This window comes from Neobacillus drentensis, assembly GCF_036962765.1.
GTDB lineage: Bacteria > Bacillota > Bacilli > Bacillales > Cytobacillaceae > Neobacillus > Neobacillus drentensis_C.
Genome location: NZ_JBALOS010000177.1, coordinates 10,883 through 11,543, shown reverse-complemented (window position 1 = coordinate 11,543; position 661 = coordinate 10,883). Strand labels below are relative to the sequence as shown.

The following is a 661-nucleotide window of genomic DNA, read 5'->3' as shown; positions in this document are numbered from 1 at the left end:
TCTTAGTTCATGTATTAGCGACCAAATGACAGGATCTAAACCGTAAGTATTAAAATCAGTTACCAAAAAAACGTGATTTAGTATATCGGGAGCCGATGTCCAAAATTTATTTGCCCAACCAATATTTTCATTAGTGCCAGTAAAAAACATGTTCTTTAATATTAAAGCCATTAAAATTGCAATGATGTATGGAGCATAAATACGAAATATCCTCCGGATAAAGAATTGGGTATAATTCACCTTTTTGTTTTTAATAAATGGTAAAGAAAGAACGAAACCACTTAAAATAAAAAACAAAACAACCGCTTCGTGCCCTGCCCAAAATATTCGTAATGGAGAATTGGCTAGTACAAATGGTATTGGTGGCAAAATTAATAAAATATGACCAAAGATAACCGACAGTGCAGCAAGCCCTCTAATTGAATCTAATTGAGTAATTCGATTTTCCATTTAACATTCCCCCCAAAATCATCAATTTCCTTGGACAACTATACCATAAAATTTTTAGAGGAAATATTTTTACTGTTAGAGTTTAGAAAAGTTTAACAATATCAAATTTGTGTACTAACATCACAAAATAAGAGCCCACGAAAGGACTCTTTATCATTCATCTTTAACATGCTTAGAAGGTGCTTCTGATTTGGTGTATTTCTTTTGAAGC

Annotated in this window: 1 protein-coding gene; it reads right to left on the bottom strand. The window is 32.1% G+C overall.

The window, feature by feature from the left end:
* Positions 1-450 (bottom strand): acyltransferase family protein (locus tag V7137_RS21085; protein WP_335699889.1); only part of this gene is annotated, 450 nt, incomplete at its 3' end.
* Positions 451-661: the final 211 nt, after the last annotated feature.